This is a genomic window from Sulfurimonas lacustris, from assembly GCF_059705355.1.
In genome coordinates, this window is record NZ_AP046125.1 from 943112 (window position 1) to 961337 (window position 18226).

Here is an 18226-nt window from a genome sequence, read left to right on the forward strand (position 1 = left end):
CTTACCCTTTGATGGCGTTAACGACAAAATCTTGCTCTGCTTCGCTTAAAAAAGCACTCATAGGCAGGGACATAATCTCTTTTGCGACCATTTCGCTTACAGGAAAATCGCCCTCGCTATAGCCCAAATCTGCAAAAGCCTCTTGCAAATGAAGCGGAAGAGGGTAGTGAACAGCAGTCGGAACGCCGGCAGTAGAGAGTTTTGCAACCATTGCTTCTCTATCTTTTACTCTCACGGAGTACTGTGCATAGACACTTGTGTTGCCCTCCGCGATTTTTGGCGTGATAACATCTGCATTTTCAAGAAGGTCGCTGTATCTTGAACCAATCTCTTCTCTTGCAGTTGCTTCCGCCTCAAAATGTTTGAGTTTTACATTTAAAACGGCTGCTTGAATAGCATCAAGTCGTCCATTGATACCGATATATTTGTGTTTGTAACGCTCATTTTGTCCGTGGTTGAGAAGCATACGCATCTTTGCGGCAAGTGCATCATCGCTTGTAAATATCGCTCCGCCGTCGCCATACGCACCAAGTGGTTTGGATGGGAAGAAGCTTGTGCATGCTATGGTTGAGAGGTTGCATGATTTTTTGCCTCTGTAAGATGCACCAAAACTCTGGCACGCATCTTCAATAACAACAATATTGTGTTTTGCGGCGATTGCATTGATAGCGTCCATATCTGCACACTGTCCATAAAGTGAAACAGGGATGATAGCTTTTGTTTTGCTTGTGATGGCATTTTCTATTTTTGTAGGGTCTATGTTGTAGCTCTCTTCGTCAATGTCAACAAAAACACTTCTAGCCCCCAAAAGTGCGACAACTTCGGCAGTTGCTATAAAGGTAAAAGGAGTAGTGATGACCTCATCGCCCACGCCGATATCAAGAGCCATTAGCGCAAGAAGAAGAGCGTCCGTGCCGCTGCTGCAACCGATGGCGTGTTTTGCGCCCGTATAAGAGGCAAGACCTCTCTCTAGCGAGTTAAGCTTCTCTCCGCCGATAAACTGTGCAGAGGACATAACCTCTAAAACTTCGCTGTTTATCTCTTTTTCATATCTTTTATACTGTGCCTGTAAGTCTATAAAATTAATCTTCATCTCTATCCTCTATAATATGTGCTACTCTTTTGGAACTGCCGTGTTTAAGATACGCTCTTAGTGCTTTTGAATCCTCTAAAAATCTGCTTCTCTCATATGTTTCATACGCTTTTATAAGATTTGCTGCGTTTACATCTTTTTGTATAAACTCAGGGTGCAAAGCTCTATTTTGAAACTTTGAAAACATGATATTTGCAAGACCGATATACTCTAGCTTTACAAGTCTGCTTGCAATGAAATAGTCAAACGGTTTGGCAATGTAGGTCAAAACAAAGGGAATCCCGATGAGTGACGCCTCCAGTGTCGCCGTGCCGCTGCATATAAATGCAAAATCAGCTCTTAGAAGTGTTTCGTGTGCATCATAAGCTATTTTAAAATCCGTAAGGTTACCATAAACTTCTTTTATCTCTTCTTTAGAGAAGTGTTTTGGGATGATGATAGTTGCATCAACACCTAGCTTTTCTTGAACCTCTTTAAAGATGGGAAGGAGTTTTTTTATCTCCCCTTTTCTGCTTCCGGGCATAAAAACAACGCTCTTTGCCTCATCGTTTAGATGCTCTTTAAACTCCGTTATCTGGTCAAGCAGAGGGTGTCCTACATACTCGATGGGTGCATTTTTGGAGTAGTAGTCACGCTCAAAAGGTAAAATGGAAGCGAGATGGTCGATGGTTCGTTCTAGTACAGGAATCCGTTTTTGTTTCCATGCCCATGCTTGAGGCAAGATGTAATAGATAATCTCTTTTTGCGGGTACTTTTTTTTGATTTTTTTGGCAAGAGGGAGGTTAAAACCGGAGGAGTCTATGAGTAGCACTTTATCGGCATCACGTGCCAGTTCCACCATCTCATCGCCTAGTTTGATGAAAAAGAGAAGTTTTTTGAGTGCATCGACAAACCCCATGATAGCAAGACTTCTAAGGTCAACTATGCTCTCTCCAAGCTCTCGATCAAAGATGCCGATAAACTCCGTTTTCTCGCTCAACTCCTTTTTAAGAGATTTGAGGTGTACATTTGCCGAGTGTTCAAGTGCGCTTACTAAGATTTTCATGAGCCTCCGTGTCCGTGTGTTTGAAAGCTGTCATCATAACGATTTTTGGCATCTTCTGGGACAAATTCATTCATATAGATAGCAAGATTTTCTATATCTTTGTCACTTAAGCCTACCGCAAAAGGTATCATCATCTCTTGTTGTTGGTTGTCTGAGAGTTTGGAACGAAAACGCTTAAGTTTATACTTCATATAGCCCTTTGCACGGTTGGCAAGATAAGGATACCTGTGAAGTCCCTCCAAATTTCTGCCGTGACACCCAGAACAGCCATTTTGCTTATAAAGCCGCTTGCCGTCTTCATACTGGGGCGAAGCATCCAAAAGAGAGAGAAGAATCAGAACTAAAGATATAAAACGCAACTCTAAGCCTTTGTCTAATATAATTTTGGAATTATACCAAAGCAAGGCAGTTTTTATGATTATCAAAAGTGCGAGAGTATGCGATGCAAATGGCGAGAGAGAAGTTGATGTTAGGGTGGCAGATGGTGTCGTCGTGGAGATGGGGGCAGATCTTCAAGGAGATGAGTTTATCGATGCAAAAGGTCTCTATCTTCTGCCGCTTTTGGTGGACACAAACATAAGAGTTCAAGATGCAGCACTCAATGCAAAAAATATCAAATCGCTCTCACAAGAGGCACTTGACGCCGGCATAGGGCATATTGTCTTAAATCCGGAGTGTTCGCCCGCTCTTGATAATGAGATTGTTTTGGAGTTTGCACAAAACGGGCTTCATGGTTTGGAAGGTGCAAAAGTTGATTTGATGATTAGTGCTTTAAGGGAAGATGCAACTCTTAGCAATATCGCTATCTTGCTAAAGCGTGGCGCAATCGCTCCATATATGAGTACCATCGCAAAGAATGATTTGGCGATTAAAATTGCACAATATTGCCAGATGTACGGTGTAACGCTCTTTTGCAAAGCCGAAGACAACTCTCTTATCTCAAGCGGTGTGATGCTTGAGGGTGATGTGAGTTCACAGCTCGGGCTTGCGGGGATTCCTGATTTGAGTGAAGTTTTGCATGTCTCTCGAATGATAGAAATCGCTAGACACTTTAAGATAAAGATTCTCTTCAAGTCCATCGCCTCTCCACGCTCCATCTACCTTATAAGCAAAGCAAAACAAGAGGGTGTTGCGGTAAGTTGTGAAGTCTCTATCCACCATCTTTTAAACTCTGATGAGGCATGCAGAAACTTCAACACCACCGCAAAACTAAACCCGCCTTTAGCATCAAGCACAGATGTCGTGCTTTTACAAGAGGCACTTAAAAACTCTCAAATCGATATCCTCACAACCCTGCATCAGCCAAGCTCACCTGTAAACAAAGAGGTCGCATTTTACGATGCGGCGTATGGGTGCGAGGGGCTGAAAAATGCGATGAGTCTCTACTATACCAAGCTAGTTAAGGGCGGTTTGGTTTTGATGAGCCGTCTTGTAGAACTATGCGTGCAAAACCCTGCAAAAGCTCTGGGGCAAGAGTGCGGCGTCATAGAAGTCGGCACAAAAGCGCAGATGATGCTTTTTGACCCAAATGCTAAAGTTGTGATGGATGAAAAGCTCTCTCTCTATAATTCAGAAGAACTTTACGGAGAGATTAAAAAGATTTTTGCCTGAAATATGGTAAAATTCCAAAAAAATTAAGGATTGCCCATGTTACATGAATACCGTGATATCATTACTCATATGAAAGAAAACAGTGCTGCAAACGCTCACTTTTTAAAAATTTTCGATAAGCATAATGAGCTTGACGACCAAATCACAAAAGCTGAGAAAGGTGATGTTCTTTTGACTGACCTAGAACTTGAGACACTTAAAAAAGAGAAGTTGATGTTAAAAGATGAGGCGTATGCTGCTATTTTAAAATACAAAAAAGAGAACAATCTCTAATTTTGGATCCTGAATCAAGTTCAGGATGACGGTAAAGTGTCATGCCGAACTTGATTCGGCATCTCCTAGCTATTACTTGACCTTTTCGCATAAAACTCCGCTTTAAACTCACTGTATCTATCTTCCAAAATCGCCTCTCTGGCTTCTCTCATCAGATTTAAGTAGTAATGAAGATTATGAATCGTTGCAAGTCTGAAGTATGTTATCTCCCTTGCACGGAAAAGATGGTTGAGGTATGCACGGCTGTATCTTTTGCAAGTAAGACACTCACACTCGCTATCTATGGGAGTATTGTCCTCTTTGTATACCGCACCTTTGATGTTTAGCCTTCCAAACGATGTAAAAAGCGTTCCGTTTCTGGCATTTCGTGTCGGCATAACGCAGTCAAACATATCGATGCCTCTCTCGATGTTCTCTACCAAATCTTCAGGAGTTCCAACACCCATAAGGTAGCGTGGTTTATCTTGCGGCATATACTGCACGGTATGTTCCACCGTGTTGTACATCTCTTGATTTAACTCGCCCACACTAAGCCCGCCTATGGCAAAACCGTCAAAATCAAGCGCACAAAGTTCCGTTGCACTCTTTGTTCTAAAAGCTTTGTCCGTTCCGCCTTGTATGATAGCAAATATATTTTGCTCCAAGCCGACACCCTCTTTTTGTTTTGCTCTAAAGTAGTCGATGGACTCTTTTGCCCATGCCGTTGTTCGCTCAATGCTAAGTGCTATGCGTTCCTGAGTTGCAGGAAGTGCGACCAAATCGTCCAAAATCATCATGACGTCAGAACCTAAGTTGTGCTGGATGTCTATAACTTTTTTTGGCGTAAAGAAGTGTTTGCTTCCGTCTATGTGGCTTCTAAACTCTATGCCGTTTTGCGAAGCTTTGGAGATGTCGCTAAGGCTAAAAGCCTGAAAACCGCCGCTGTCGGTCAAGAAGCTTTTAGGGTAGGTCGTAAAGCCGTGAAGTTTGCCCATCTTTGCTACCGTCGTATCTCCGGGGCGAAGATACATATGGTAGGTGTTTGCCAAGATGATTTCAGCACCAAGAAGCTCTAAAACATCCTCCATGTCAAGTGCTTTGACGCTTCCTAGAGTTCCTACAGGCATAAAAACCGGAGTTTTGATGGTAGAGTGAGCGGTTTTTATGGTGCAGGCTCTTGCATTTTTTGAAGTGGCATCAAGTGTAAATTGCATTATTTTTTCCTTTGTTTAAATAAAATGAGTGGTTTGTTAGTATGAAGAAGCATCTTTAGTGCCCTCCCATTATTTTTTCTATCTCTTCTGGTTTGTCATGAATGCCAAATCTGTCTATAATCGTTGCGTTTGCCTCATTTTGACCGACAACTTCAACTTCAGCTCCCTCTCGTCTGAGTTTGATAACTGCTTTGTCCAGTGCATAGACCGCCGATATATCCCAAAAGTGAGCCCTTGTCAAATCTATGATAACTCTATCGACAACCTCTCTAAAATCAAAAGTTTTATAAAATTTGTCGCTGCTGTTGAAAAACACTTGACCGACAAACTTATACGTTTTTATCTTATTATCTTCAGAGTAAGATGTTTCACAATACATAAAGTGAGAGATTTTGTTTGCAAAGAAGAGTGAGGCTAGTAAAACGCCGGTAAATACGCCTGCCGCAAGATTGTGCGTTCCGACTGTCACTCCAACTGTTGCGAGCATGACTATATTTGTAGAGAGCGGCAAAGTTTTTAATTTTTTGACACTGCCCCAGTCAAAAGTACCGATGGAGACCATTATCATAACTGACACAAGTGCAGCCATAGGGATAATGGAGATAATATCGCTTAAAAACACGACCATTATAAGCAAAAACAGACCTGCCAAAAAAGTTGACAACCTTCCACGACCCCCTGATTTTACATTGATAACTGATTGTCCTATCATAGCACATCCTGCCATGCCGCCCATTAGTCCTGATGCGATGTTTGCTACACCTTGACCCTTGCACTCTCTGTTTGCGTCACTCGTAGTATCTGTCATATCATCGACGATAGTTGCAGTCATCAATGATTCAAGTAGTCCGACAGCGGCAAGAGAGATAGAGTAAGGCAGGATAATCATCAATGTTTCAAAGCTGAGCGGAATGTCAGGAAACAAAAAGATGGGAAGTGTGTCAGGGAGTTGTCCCATGTCTCCCACGGTTCTTACATCAATGCCCATAACATAAACGACAATCGTTAAAACTACTATTGTAACCAAAGGAGATGGAAGCATTGTCCCGATTTTTGGGATATAAGGGAAGAGATAGATAATCCCAAGTCCTGCAAGTGTAAGCGCATAGACATGCCAAGTAACATCGGTAAGTTCTGGAAGCTGCGCCATAAATATCAAAATCGCCAGAGCATTGACAAACCCTACAACAACGGCGCGAGGTACAAAACTCATAAAGCGTCCAAGTTGCAGATACCCTGCTACTATCTGAAAAAAACCTGTAAGAAGCGTTGCTGCTAGTAAATACTCTAAACCGTACTCTTTTACTAAAGTAACCATAAGTAAAGCCATAGCACCCGTTGCCGCACTGATCATCCCAGGGCGACCGCCAAAAAATGCCGTAACTACAGCGATACAAAATGAAGCGTAAAGCCCCACCTTTGGGTCAACTCCGGCAATAATGGAAAAAGCGATTGCTTCAGGAATGAGTGCGAGTGCCACGACAAGCCCAGAGAGCGTGTCGTTTTTGACATTGCCAAACCACTCCTCTTTCTTAAGCAATCGTTTTATCATCTTTTCTCCATAGTTTTAAATCTTTGTGATTGTACAAAAAAGCTGCTTTATACCAAATTCAAGTATGTATAGTAAATTGAATTTGGTATTAAGTCCATTTAGTGTAAAATTCGCAAAAAATTTTTCTTAAGGTAAATCCAATGGCAACTGTAGGAATGAGTGATATCAAAAAAAATGTGCGTCTTATAATCGGTGAAGTACCGTATAAAGTCGTCGAGTTTCAACATGTTAAACCTGGTAAAGGTGCGGCATTTGTTCGTATGAAAGTAAAGAGCTTTTTAAACGGTAAAGTTGTTGAAAAAACTGTACATGCCGGCGATAAGTTTGAAGTTCCTGAGATAACTTACAAAACTATGCAGTATCTTTATGATGATGGCGAGGCGTTTCAGTTTATGGATCAAGAGTCTTATGAGCAGATGTCTCTTTCGTATGAGCAGTGTGACGACGCTTCAAAATGGTTCAAAGACGGTATTAACGTAGATATCATTTTTTACAAAGGAAACGCTATCTCTGTAAGCGCTCCTGAAGTTATGGAACTTGTTATCACAGACACTCCGCCAAACTTCAAGGGCGACACATCAAGCGGCAGCAGAAAACCTGCAACTCTTGAGACAGGTGCGGTTGTTCAAGTGCCTTACCATGTTTTAGAGGGTGACACTATCAGAGTAAATACTGTTGAGGGTGAATACTTGGAGAAAGTAAAATAAATCCTCTTTGATACGAGTTTTCTCGTATCGAAAATCCCGCTTATCTATTTAAAATTCTTATCTTTTAAGTTTAAAAAAATAATTCAAAGATATAATGATTTCCTTTAAAAAAAGGGGAAAAATAGATGCCTAAAATGCCTAAAAAACTCAAGAATTTTATCTTTTCTATCAATGTAGCACTTCTTTCAACACTCTTTGTTGTAGTTTTTGTTTTTACGGCGTATCTTCATACGTTACTAGCACAAGAAAATGCCATAAAGCACGCAAATGTCGTCTCAAATCAAATCTTCTCTTCAATGTACCAAGTTATGAAAAAAGGGTGGAGTAGGGAAGATTTGAATGATTTTACGGACTCCATAAAAGAGAATTTTAACGATAGCGACTATACCGTAAATATCTACCGCGGCGAAAAAATAAAAGAGCTTTTTGGAGAGGTTCAAGAGAGGCAAAAAGATGATTTGGCGAACACTGTTTTGGCTAGCGGGGAGAAGATAACGCTTACCGAAATGGGCAAGCTTAGAAATCTTATGCCGCTAAATGCCAAAAAAGAGTGTCTTAGCTGCCATGTAAACGCAAATGTAGGCGACACGCTTGGCGTCATAGATGTAGAGCAAAATTTTGTTGAAGTCATAAAAGAGACATTTTTGGATTATGTTTACTTTTTTCTTATCATCCTTCCATTGTTCGCATTTATAGCCTTTATAGCTTCAAGATATACGACTTCAAAAATCACAAATTCGCTTAAGCTGTTTAACAAAAAAGTTCAAAATATCAACTCTATCAAAGATTTTAAAGAGTTTGACCCGACGGAAATTGATCTGAAATTTGATGAGGTAAATGAGATTATCGTACATGTAAATGAGCTTGCGCAAAAACTAAAAATTATCGCAGTAGATAAAGATTTACTTGAGTTTGAAGTGCAACTACTCGATAAATTTATCATTACCTCCGAGGTTGTTCAGGATTGGCGTGACTTTATCAACGAACTTTTGGTGGACATCAACAAAGTAATGCCAACATATACGCTTATGACTATATTTAGAATCGGGGATGATCAGTTTGAGGTGGATATCTTTTGGTTTGGTGTTCCAAAAGAGGATGTAAAACTTCTTTTTGAGATTTACGTGCGAGAAGCTATCAAAACAAGCAACCACTTTTTGGGATATACAGACTATACTATCCGTCACAATATCGCAGATTATAATCGTCATATCACCACTGCAGAGTATGAAAACTTTGCCCACAGAACCAAATCTCTCTTTTTGGATAGTCCAAAAATAGGCGGCATCGTCGGGCTTAGCGTGCAGTCGGACATGGCAACAGATCCTATAAAGCATATCGTTATCGACAGTATCTTAACCACGATGGCAAACCTCGTAGGCTCCGTAAAAGCCATCAACAAATATACAAATGACTTAGAGTACTATGCCGCACATGACCCGCTTACGGGGCTTTTTAACCAAAGAGTTTTTGTGGATTTTTTGGAGTATGAGATCAAAAGGGCGGAGTCTCATGGCTATGAGTTTGCGCTTATGATGATAGATTGTGATAACTTTAAACCCATCAATGACAAATATGGGCACGCTTTTGGAGATCTCTTTTTGCAAGAGTTTGCAAGAACTCTTGTGGAATCTAAAAGAAGCGAGGATATCCTCTCTCGTTATGGCGGTGATGAGTTTACGCTTATCTTGCCGGAGTGCGGTCTTGAGGGTGCTACTGCCGTCGCTCATGCCATCGCCAAAGCGGTAGAGGAGTTTAAACTTCTTACAACCGATGGAAACTATGCAGGCGTTACCGTTTCTATAGGAATATCGGTCTATCCGCAGCATGCAACAACACAAAAAGAGCTTTTTGTGATAGCTGACGGTATGATGTATAAGGCAAAAGAGGATGGTAAAAACAGTGTAAGAGTGCCATCCGGCGATGATATCGTTACCATGATAAAAGAGCAAAAAGCAAAATCCGCACTCCTCGTGGATGCAGTTGCAAACAACCGTATTGTTCCCTACTTCCAGCCTATCCAAACCACACTGACTGGTAAAAACGAGATTCATGAACTCCTTATGCGCATCGAGGTGGACGGTAAAATCGTTCCTGCATATGAGTTTATCGAAGTGGCGGAGAGCATGAGCATCATTAACCGTATGGACTTGATGGTTATAGAAAATGCGTTTAAAAAGATAAAAGCGGAGAGTTACGATGGCATTTTGTTTATAAACCTCTCCCCAAAATCCCTTGTTGTCGGTAACTATGCAGATGCGATAACGCAGCTTATCAAGCAGTATGAGATATCAAAAGACCACATTGTTTTTGAGATAACAGAGAGGGAAACGGTTAAAAACTTCTCTGTTTTAGAAAAATTTGTTATGAACCTGAAAATGGCAGGATACAAGTTTGCCATTGATGACTTTGGCTCAGGCTTCTCGTCGTTTCACTATATCAAAAAATTCCCGATTGACTACCTCAAAATTGACGGTGAGTTTATCATAAACATCAACAAAGATAAAAAAGACAAAGCCTTTGTCCACAGTATCTTAACGCTTGCAAAAGAGCTAAATGTCAAGACGGTTGCAGAGTATGTAGAAGATGAGGAGATAGTAAAAACCCTAAAAGAGATGGGTGTTGACTATCTGCAAGGGTTTCACATAGGAAGACCGCAAAACCATTTTACGATTAATGGTTAGCGTTTAAGATAGCATTTTATCAGCAGTTTATATTTATAACTATATAATACATTGTATGTATATAAAAAGGGTTTGCATTGTTTGCTTATGGAAAAGAAAAAAATGAACTCCTCAAACAAAGCAGGGGAATTGGGTTTGAAGAGATTATTTCGGCGATAGATGCCGGAAAGATTTTGGATGTTTACGACCATCCGGATCAAGCAAGCTATCCAGGGCAAAAGATTTATGTTGTAGAGGCATTAGATTATGTATATCTTGTTCCATTTGTTTGCAATAATGAAGAGATATTTTTAAAAACAATCATCCCAAGTCGAAAAGCTAAGAGGATTTACAAAGGAGAAGACAATGTTTGATGCTGAAGAGATAGCGATTTTAAACGCACTGGAGAACGATAAGCTTACAAAAAGTATAGATGCCGATGAGGAGATAGCACTTGCTCGCAAGGCGGCTAAAGAGTATTTGTCCAAATCAAAAAACATCACAATCCGTCTAAGTGTCGGGGATGTTACAACAATCAAAAATAGAGCGCAAGAGACGGGAATCCCTTATCAAACGATTATCTCATCGTTAGTACATCAGTATGCGACGGGAAAAATTAGGCTAGAGGCTTAAGCACACATGAGCGCACAACCATTTACCCATCTACATCTCCATACCGAATACTCCCTGCTTGACGGTGCAAACAAACTCTCAAATCTTGTTAAACAGGTTAAAAAGCTCGGCATGACATCGGTTGCTATGAGTGACCATGGCAATATGTTTGGTGCTATTGATTTTTACAAGCAGATGAGAGAAGCGGGGATTAAGCCTATCATCGGGATGGAGGGGTATCTTCATAACGGCGAGATGCTTGATGACAAAAGTACGAAACAGCGGTTTCATATCTGCCTTTTTGCCAAAAACCAAAAGGGGTACGAAAACCTTATGTACCTCTCATCTAAAGCCTTTATCGACGGGTTTTACTACTATCCCCGCATCAACAAAAAAGAGCTAAAAGAGCATAGCGAAGGGCTTGTTTGTACCTCTGCTTGTCTTCAGGGCGAGGTTAGCTGGCACTTAAATACGGCAAACGAGAGAAATATAAAAAACGGTGCGCTTGGGTATGAGGGTGCAAAAGCAGTTGCGCTGGAGTATAAAGAGATTTTCGGGGATGATTTTTATCTTGAACTTATGCGTCACGGCATAGGCGATCAGCTCTTTATCGACGACCAACTTTTACGTCTTGCAAAAGAGCTGGACATCAAAGTAGTCGCTACGAACGACACCCACTACACCTTTCATGACGATGCGCAGTACCATGAAGCGTTTATGTGTATCGGGATGAACAAACTCTATGACGACCCAAAACGGATGCGCCACTCCGTTCATGAGTTTTACCTCAAAAGCCCCGAGCAGATGGCAAAACTCTTTGCCGACATCCCCGAAGCCATAGCGCATACGCAAGAGATAGTTGAAAAGTGTAACTTGGAGTTGAAACTTGGCGACCCCATCCCTCCAAACTTCAAGTTTACGAGAGAGTATGCGTTAGCAGACGGTCTAAATATAGATAATGTTGATGATGCCACTTTGAGCGAAGATACCTCAAAAGAGCAAAAAAGAGGATGGAAGAGTGCGGCGGACAAAAACGATGCCGAGTATTTTATCTATCGTTGCCGTCTTGGATTGCAAAAGCGGCTTGTGCATGTACCGCAAGAGCGACATGAAGAGTACAAAGAGCGGCTAGAGTTTGAGATGAATGTCATCAACTCCATGAAGTTTCCGGGCTACATGCTTATCGTTTGGGATTTCGTCAAAGTTGCCAAAGAGATGGGTATAGCGGTAGGTCCTGGACGAGGGAGTGCGGCGGGGAGTTTGGTTGCATATTCGCTTGAGATTACAGATATCGACCCGATGAAGTATGACCTTCTTTTTGAGAGATTTTTAAACCCAGAACGAGTAAGCATGCCCGATATAGATATGGACTTTATGCAGGCTCGTCGTGGGGAAGTTATAGATTATGTCGTCAAAAAGTATGGACGAAATCAAGTGGCGCAAATCATCACTTTTGGTTCGCTTCTAGCCAAAGGGGTTATCCGTGATGTCGCCCGTGTTCTTGACATGCCGCTCTCTCAAGCCGACAAAATGGCAAAGCTTGTTCCCGATGAGCTGGGCATAACACTAAACGGCAAGACAAAAAACGGCGAGTTTATAGCAGGTGCATTTCAAAAAGAGCCAAAACTAAAAGAGCTTATAGAGAGCGACGCAAATGCGGCAAGGGTTTGGGAGTTTGCAAAAAGACTTGAGGGGCTTAAGCGAAACTCAGGTATCCATGCGGCGGGGGTTGTTATCTCCAACGAAGAGCTTTGGAAGAAAACTCCCATCTACAAACCCGCAGGCGAGGATGTTTTTGTAACGCAGTATTCGCTTAACTATCTTGAAGATGTTGACCTTATAAAGTTCGACTTTTTAGGACTTAAAACGCTTGATGTTATCGACAATGCTATCAAGCTCATCAAGGCACGATACGGCAGAGATGTCGTTTGGCACGAGATAGACGAAAACGACCCAAAAGTTTATGATGTTATCCGCAGCGGCGACACGGTGGGAATGTTTCAGATAGAGAGTTCTGGTATGCAGGACTTGAACAAACGCCTAAAACCCGATAGTTTCGAGGACTTGATTGCGGTTTTGGCACTCTATCGCCCCGGACCGATGGAGTCGGGGATGCTTGATAGTTTTATCGAGAGAAAGCACGGCAGAGAGAAGATAGAATATACATTTGATGCCATGGAGCCTATCCTTAAAAATACTTACGGGGTCATCGTCTATCAAGAACAGGTTATGCAGATAGTTCAGACTATCGGTGGTTTTTCTCTAGGCTACTCAGACATCATCCGCCGTTCTATGGGGAAGAAAAAAGATATGTCCGTTTACAACGACGAGTTTGCAAGCGGCGCGCAAAAGCAGGGACTTGACTACAAAGAGGCTTCCAAGCTCTTTGACCTTATCGAGAAGTTTGCAGGGTACGGTTTCAACAAATCCCACTCCGCTGCCTATGCGATGGTTACTTTTCAGACCGCATGGCTAAAGACATACTATCCAAACGAGTTTATGGCGGCACTTTTAACTTCTGACAAGGACAACACGGACAAGGTTGTGCGCTACATCGATGAGACCAAAAGAATGGGCATCGAACTCTCTCCGCCCGACATTTGCGACTCACAGCTTGAGTTCTCAGCTATCACAAAAGAGGATAAGGAGGTCGTTCTTTTTGGTTTGGGCGCTATAAAAGGAGTGGGTGAAGCGGCGGTTTACTCCATTTTGGAGACCAGAAAAGAGGGCGGTGATTTTAAGTCCGTAGAGGATTTTGTAAACAGAATTGAGCCTTCAAAAGTAAACAAAAGAGTTATAGAGTCCATCATAAAAGCGGGCGGATTTGACAGATATGGCTTTTCAAGAAAGGCACTTTTAGAGCAGATAGAGAAAATCGTCGAAACTGCAAAAGATGCTTCAAATGCTAAAAAAAATGCGCTTGGAAGTCTTTTTGGAGACGACAGCGAGATAACAAGTGTGGAGCTAAAGCTTCTGAATTGCGCTGAATATGAGCTAAAAGAGATTTTGGAGTTTGAGAAAGAGACCATAGGTTTTTACATCTCAGGACATCCGCTTGATGAGTACAGAGAAAAACTTGACGAGCTAGACTATACACTCTCCTCGGAGATAGAGAGTGTAAAAGACGGTTCATACGCCATCTTCATAGGAAAAGTGGAGGAGATAACCAAAAAAACCTCCAAAAAAGGGAGCCAGTTTGGCATAGTAAACCTCATGGACTTCCACGGAAACATAGAAGTGATGCTATTTTCAGACAAACTAGAAGAACTAACCCAAATGAACCTAAACGAGCCAATCGCCATCAAGGTAAAAGTGACGCATACTGACATGTTCACAAGAACAAATGTCGTTAAAATCATGACACTAAAAGAGGCAAAAAAAGAGACGCAAAAGACCAAAAAAGAGGTTCAAGAGAAGCCGCAAGAACCGATAGCTCTTTGTATAAAACTAGACAGCGATATGCGAGTACTCGAAGAACTATACAGAGTGGTACGACAAAACCCAGGTAACAGAGAACTCAAGCTAACCATCGTTTCAAAGCTACAAAATGTCCTTATAGACTCCGCCATCAGGGTAAGCAGTAAACTTTTAGAAGCACTGGATGGGAATGAGTTTGTAGATATCGTGGCTTCATAGGGATTAGTATGAAAAGAGAAGGTGTAGATACAACCATATACGAGTTGGTTTATAAACTGTATAATTTAAGCGATCAAAATCCTACAAGGAGAGCAAAATGGTAGCCTATAGAGAAATAGTAAGAAACGGTGATGATATTATCCATATAACAAATATGCTAAAAGAGATGAAAACAGTGAGTGAAGTTATCATTGTGCCGCTTGGAGAGACAAAAGAGAGAGATATAAAAGATTTGCAAATAGCATCCATGTCAAAAACTTGGGATAACAGTGAAGATGAGGCGTGGAATGAGTTATAAAAAAGGGGATATTTTACTTGTGCATTTTCCTTTTACAAATCTCTTAGATTCTAAAAAGCGACCCGTGTTAGTGGTAAAAGATGAAAATGAATACGGTGATATAGTTTGTTTTCAAATCACATCAAAACAAAACCAATCAAATATTATAGAAATCACTTCAAGTGATATGAATGAAACTTTAAAATTAAAATCTTTTGTCAAATATGACAAATGTTTTACAATAGACGCAAAAATAGTAGATAAAAAATTAACTTTTACTACAAATAATTTTTTAGTGAGTTTAAAAGACCTTTTTTGTAAAGAGATTTTTTGATGTATTTCAAATGAAACAAAAACTAAAAACCAAAGCAAAAGCCATAGCGCAAAACCCACACACAAAACAAGCCCTTGCGTCCATGAAACCAGAGAAAAATTTTTGGGGCATAAGCGGGGTAGTCCTCTTCTTTTTCGTTCCTGAAATCATCGCCTTTTTTTGGGGTGCAGATATCACGGCTTATGCTAAAAACGAACTTTTAACGCCGCATGATTTTTTAGAAACACAGTACTATGAAATGTTGGTTATGCTCTTTGAAGAGGGAGTGAGTTACCTAAACCTCTCCATCGGCATGGCACTTTTGGTTTGGTTGTTTTTTTAATGAAAGCACGAGATTTAAATCATATTTTTTATGAATGGGACGGGGATATTTTGGTTTTAAATATCTTAGGCACACCCATGGCGAAGCAGGATGCTGTGCTTAAACCAAAGGGCAATCAGCTTAAAGTCAGCGTCAAGGCACAGCCGCAAAATGGTCGGGCGACGGACTATATGGTGGACTTTTTGGCAAAAGAGTTTGGGGTAAGCAGCTCTGCCATTGAAGTGGTTTATGGGCGGGAAAGTATCCATAAGCAGTTGCGCATCAAAGCACCGAAAAAAGTTCCAAATGGGGTAAAATTTGAGTCAGACGAAGGAGATGAAAAGTGAACAAACAAGATTTTAACGAGGGATTATTGGGATTTTTGGATGCCTCGCCTACACCTTTTCATGCGGTGCAAAATATGGCTGGAATGTTTGACAATGCAGGGTTTGAGAGGCTATTTGAGGAGAAAAAATGGGCTTTAGAACAGGGCAAAAAATATTTTGTTGTGCGAAATGACTCCTCTATCATCGCTTTTACCTATCCAAAAAACAAAAATTTCTTGATGGTTGGTGCGCACACAGATTCGCCAAATCTCAGACTTAAGCCAAATCCTCTTATCAAAGAGCATGGTGTCGTAAAGTTTGGAGTGGAGAGTTACGGCGGGCTTTTGCTCAACTCTTGGTTTGATCGTGACCTCTCTTTGGCTGGGCGTATCTCTTATCTGGATGCAAACAATCTCATAAAAGATGCGCTTGTCGATGCAAAAAAGTCTATTGCTATCATCCCGTCTCTTGCGATTCATCTTGATAGAGAAGCAAACGAGAAGCGAAGTATCAATGCGCAGACAGACATCTGCCCTATCGCCACAACAGATAGCGAGTTTGCATGGAATGCGTTTTTGAGAGAACTTTTAGCCCAAAGCGGCGTGGAAGATGTTCAAGAGATTTATGCGCATGAACTCTCCTTTTATGACACGCAAAAAGCCTCTTTTGTGGGGCTAAAAGAAGAGTTTATCGCAAGTGCAAGGATAGATAATTTGCTAAGTTGCTATGTCGGGATGCTCGCACTTTGCAGTGTGGACGAGGCAAAACCTATGCTTTTTGTCGCCAATGACCATGAAGAGATCGGCAGTCAGAGTGCAGTCGGTGCGGAGGGGTCTTTTCTGCATAGCGTACTTAAAAGAGTTTTTCGTGAGCATGAGGAGTTTGAGCAGATGATTCGTGCCTCTCTTTTTGTGAGTGCGGACAATGCCCATGCCATCCATCCAAACTTCCCCATAAAACATGATGCCGCTCACGCACCACGCATCAACGGTGGGACGGTTATAAAAGTAAATGCCAACCAAAGGTACGCCTCAAACGCAAAAACCATTGCCAGATTTTGCAATGTCGCCGCTTCTTTGGGCGAGGTGACACAGAACTTTGTGATGAGAAGCGATATGGCATGCGGCTCAACCATCGGTCCTATCACCGCCGCAAAACTTGGCATAGATACGCTAGATGTCGGCGCACCAACCTATGCGATGCACTCCATAAGAGAGCTTTGCGGCAGTGATGATGCGCATAGCCTTTACAAGATTTTAGTCGGACTTTGTGAGCGATGAGCAGCATTTCTGCGGAGGAACTCGCTCTTCTCATTGAGCAGACGTACAAGGTAGAAAAGGAGTTTAACGACCTCAAAGCCTCTTACGCGCATCTGCAAGAGACGGTGGAGGAGATAGTAGAGTTTTTGCCAAACGCTATCTGGATTTTGGACAAAAACGGTGCTGTTTTTTTGCAAAACTCACAGGCAAAATCTCTTTATGAACTTTTTGAGCTTTTAGAGTCCAAAAAAAATGATTATGAGGTCTCATTTGACTCAAAATCATACCTTATCAAAAGCTCCTCTTACAAAGATAAAATCATGCTCAGCGCAACCGATATTACAGAACAAAAAAGAAAGGAAAACCTCGCAACCATGGGACAAATGGCGGCACATCTCTCTCATGAGATACGCAACCCCATCGGCTCTATCTCGCTTCTAAGCTCAACGCTCAAAAAAAGGGTGCTTCCAGAAAATGTAGCTATCGTAGAGGAGATACAAAAGTCCGTTGCACGCATAGAGCGCATCATTAAAGCCACGCTTATGTTTAGTAAAGGTGTGAGTGCAAACAAAAGTACATTTTTATGGAGTGAGCTTCAAGAAGCGCTTACTTTGGCGGTTGGGTATTATGGATATACCAAAGATATCACGTTTCTGTTTCCTGAGCAAAAATTTAGCATGTATGCCGATAAAGACCTCTTAGAGATGCTTTTTTCCAACTTTTTGACCAATGCTATTGATGCCATTGAGCTTGATGAGAACGAAGACGGAGTGGTGGGGTTGGTCTATGAAAACGATGCAAAGTTTCATAAATTTAGCATCTATGACAGCGGTATCAAAATTGAGAACGAACAAGAACTTTTTGAGGCGTTTAAGAGTACGAAAGTCAAAGGAAACGGGCTGGGGCTTGTACTCTCAAGACAGATAGCAGAGGCACATGGCGGCAGCGTAGAACTGCTGGGCGGTGAGAGAAAAGGGTTTGAGATAAAACTTGCAATTTGACAATGATTTTTTTATAGCAAAAAGATAAAATTACAAAAATAACAGGAGTAAAAAATGCAAAAAGAGAAAATAGAACTTCCAAGAGCGACACTAGATTTTTACAGATATGAAGAGGATGGTTTGACCATTTATGAGTATGACGCTACAGAGTGTCAGCCACCAGAACCGATGGTAAACACGATGGTGGGGCTCTCACTGCTTAAGAGCAAAAACGACAGACTTGTGGGTATCTTCTTTCATGAGCCGTTTCCGCTTTATGAGCGTATCCCTTTTACGATTGCTCATGAAGCAAAACAGCTAGAAAGCGGGGATTTTAGGATAACTTTTAAACTTGCAGAATAAG

The 18226-nt window shown here is 41.4% G+C and carries 19 protein-coding genes; 14 read left to right on the forward strand and 5 right to left on the reverse strand.

Annotated features, from left to right (window positions below; translation table 11 throughout):
* Window position 1: 1 nt before the first annotated feature.
* From AC6H4V_RS05030 to AC6H4V_RS05040, 3 genes are read right to left on the reverse strand one after another with little or no spacing between them, the layout of a single operon-like run.
* Window positions 2–1093 (reverse strand): DegT/DnrJ/EryC1/StrS family aminotransferase, encoded by a 1092-nt coding sequence (locus tag AC6H4V_RS05030; RefSeq protein ID WP_497607730.1) that lies wholly within the window; start codon window positions 1091–1093, stop codon window positions 2–4.
* The gene (gene lpxB, locus AC6H4V_RS05035) at window positions 1083–2138 is read right to left on the reverse strand and encodes a lipid-A-disaccharide synthase (protein WP_497607731.1); all 1056 of its coding nucleotides are present in this window, start codon (window positions 2136–2138) and stop codon (window positions 1083–1085) included. The genes AC6H4V_RS05030 and lpxB overlap by 11 nt, the downstream gene beginning before the upstream one ends.
* A complete protein-coding gene (locus AC6H4V_RS05040; RefSeq protein WP_497607732.1) occupies window positions 2135–2497 on the reverse strand; it encodes a c-type cytochrome in 363 nt (120 codons plus the stop codon). Before AC6H4V_RS05040 ends, lpxB begins: the two co-directional genes overlap by 4 nt.
* 55 nt (window positions 2498–2552) lie before the next feature.
* Here AC6H4V_RS05040 and AC6H4V_RS05045 point away from each other — a divergent pair, with 55 nt between their 5' ends.
* Entirely contained in the window at window positions 2553–3749 is a 1197-nt protein-coding gene (locus AC6H4V_RS05045; protein WP_497607733.1) for a metal-dependent hydrolase, read from the forward strand.
* Window positions 3750–3785: 36 nt separating this feature from the next.
* A complete protein-coding gene (locus tag AC6H4V_RS05050) occupies window positions 3786–4022 on the forward strand; it encodes an HP1242/YdcH family protein (RefSeq protein WP_497607734.1) in 237 nt (78 codons plus the stop codon).
* Window positions 4023–4087: 65 nt separating this feature from the next.
* Here AC6H4V_RS05050 and tgt read toward each other — a convergent pair whose 3' ends face one another.
* Entirely contained in the window at window positions 4088–5215 is a 1128-nt protein-coding gene (tgt, locus tag AC6H4V_RS05055) for a tRNA guanosine(34) transglycosylase Tgt (RefSeq protein WP_497607735.1), read from the reverse strand.
* Window positions 5216–5270: 55 nt separating this feature from the next.
* Window positions 5271–6767 carry a SulP family inorganic anion transporter gene (locus tag AC6H4V_RS05060; protein ID WP_497607736.1) on the reverse strand — a complete coding sequence of 499 codons (1497 nt, stop codon included), beginning with the start codon at window positions 6765–6767 and terminating at the stop codon, window positions 5271–5273.
* A gap of 140 nt (window positions 6768–6907) precedes the next feature.
* On the opposite strand from AC6H4V_RS05060, the gene efp reads away from it, so the two are divergent.
* The 12 genes from efp to AC6H4V_RS05120 all read left to right on the forward strand — a co-directional run bounded on the left by efp (window position 6908) and on the right by AC6H4V_RS05120 (window position 18225).
* Window positions 6908–7474, forward strand: coding sequence for an elongation factor P (gene efp / locus AC6H4V_RS05065; protein WP_428730320.1), 567 nt, complete (start codon window positions 6908–6910; stop codon window positions 7472–7474).
* A 125-nt stretch (window positions 7475–7599) separates the two neighbouring features.
* Window positions 7600–10158: a putative bifunctional diguanylate cyclase/phosphodiesterase gene (locus tag AC6H4V_RS05070; RefSeq protein WP_497607737.1), complete on the forward strand. Its 2559-nt coding sequence runs from the start codon at window positions 7600–7602 to the stop codon at window positions 10156–10158.
* 77 nt (window positions 10159–10235) lie between these two features.
* Complete coding sequence (locus tag AC6H4V_RS05075; protein ID WP_428730318.1) at window positions 10236–10511, forward strand: toxin; 276 nt, start codon at window positions 10236–10238, stop codon at window positions 10509–10511.
* Entirely contained in the window at window positions 10504–10770 is a 267-nt protein-coding gene (locus AC6H4V_RS05080; RefSeq protein WP_428730317.1) for a hypothetical protein, read from the forward strand. Before AC6H4V_RS05075 ends, AC6H4V_RS05080 begins: the two co-directional genes overlap by 8 nt.
* A 6-nt stretch (window positions 10771–10776) precedes the next feature.
* Window positions 10777–14385: a DNA polymerase III subunit alpha gene (gene dnaE / locus AC6H4V_RS05085; protein ID WP_497607738.1), complete on the forward strand. Its 3609-nt coding sequence runs from the start codon at window positions 10777–10779 to the stop codon at window positions 14383–14385.
* A 97-nt stretch (window positions 14386–14482) separates the two neighbouring features.
* A complete protein-coding gene (locus tag AC6H4V_RS05090) occupies window positions 14483–14683 on the forward strand; it encodes a hypothetical protein (RefSeq protein ID WP_428730315.1) in 201 nt (66 codons plus the stop codon).
* The gene (locus AC6H4V_RS05095; RefSeq protein ID WP_428730314.1) at window positions 14673–14996 is read left to right on the forward strand and encodes a type II toxin-antitoxin system PemK/MazF family toxin; all 324 of its coding nucleotides are present in this window, start codon (window positions 14673–14675) and stop codon (window positions 14994–14996) included. Before AC6H4V_RS05090 ends, AC6H4V_RS05095 begins: the two co-directional genes overlap by 11 nt.
* A gap of 10 nt (window positions 14997–15006) precedes the next feature.
* Complete coding sequence (locus tag AC6H4V_RS05100; protein ID WP_497607739.1) at window positions 15007–15318, forward strand: hypothetical protein; 312 nt, start codon at window positions 15007–15009, stop codon at window positions 15316–15318.
* Window positions 15318–15644 carry a DUF167 domain-containing protein gene (locus tag AC6H4V_RS05105; RefSeq protein ID WP_497607740.1) on the forward strand — a complete coding sequence of 109 codons (327 nt, stop codon included), beginning with the start codon at window positions 15318–15320 and terminating at the stop codon, window positions 15642–15644. Before AC6H4V_RS05100 ends, AC6H4V_RS05105 begins: the two co-directional genes overlap by 1 nt.
* Window positions 15641–16903, forward strand: a complete 1263-nt coding sequence (locus tag AC6H4V_RS05110; protein WP_497607741.1) for a M18 family aminopeptidase — start codon at window positions 15641–15643, stop codon at window positions 16901–16903. Before AC6H4V_RS05105 ends, AC6H4V_RS05110 begins: the two co-directional genes overlap by 4 nt.
* Window positions 16900–17883 (forward strand): sensor histidine kinase, encoded by a 984-nt coding sequence (locus AC6H4V_RS05115; protein WP_497607742.1) that lies wholly within the window; start codon window positions 16900–16902, stop codon window positions 17881–17883. The genes AC6H4V_RS05110 and AC6H4V_RS05115 overlap by 4 nt, the downstream gene beginning before the upstream one ends.
* Window positions 17884–17937: 54 nt before the next feature.
* Window positions 17938–18225: a sulfurtransferase TusA family protein gene (locus AC6H4V_RS05120; protein ID WP_428730309.1), complete on the forward strand. Its 288-nt coding sequence runs from the start codon at window positions 17938–17940 to the stop codon at window positions 18223–18225.
* Window position 18226: the final 1 nt, after the last annotated feature.